The 268-nt window shown below is 47.8% G+C and carries 1 protein-coding gene; it reads right to left on the bottom strand.

Annotated features, from left to right (window positions below; all coding sequences use genetic code 11):
• Positions 1-22: 22 nt before the first annotated feature.
• A partial coding sequence (gene rplP / locus CWB78_RS18690; RefSeq protein ID WP_138596864.1) for a 50S ribosomal protein L16 occupies positions 23-268 on the bottom strand: 246 nt, incomplete at its 5' end.

Below are 268 nucleotides of genomic sequence, written 5' to 3'. Positions count from 1 at the left end.
TCTTTTAGTTCGGTTGCTTTAATCACAGTACCGGCAGAGTTACGAAAGTTGGTTTGAATGGCAGCTTCCGAGCAGCAAGGTGATACGCTTGACGTCCAAGCTCGTCTGAAACACCTAGCATTTCGTAAAGTCCTTTACCAGGCTGCATTTCAGCAACCCAATATTCAACAGAACCTTTACCTTTACCCAAACGATCTTCAAGCGGCTTTTCTGTGATCGGCTTGGCCGGGAAGACCCGGATCCAGCTTTTCCCTTGACGTTTCACGTG

Origin of the sequence: Pseudoalteromonas sp. S1612, from assembly GCF_005887175.1 — a bacterium.
Lineage (GTDB): Bacteria > Pseudomonadota > Gammaproteobacteria > Enterobacterales > Alteromonadaceae > Pseudoalteromonas > Pseudoalteromonas undina.
This window is presented reverse-complemented; position numbering and strand designations above follow the sequence as displayed.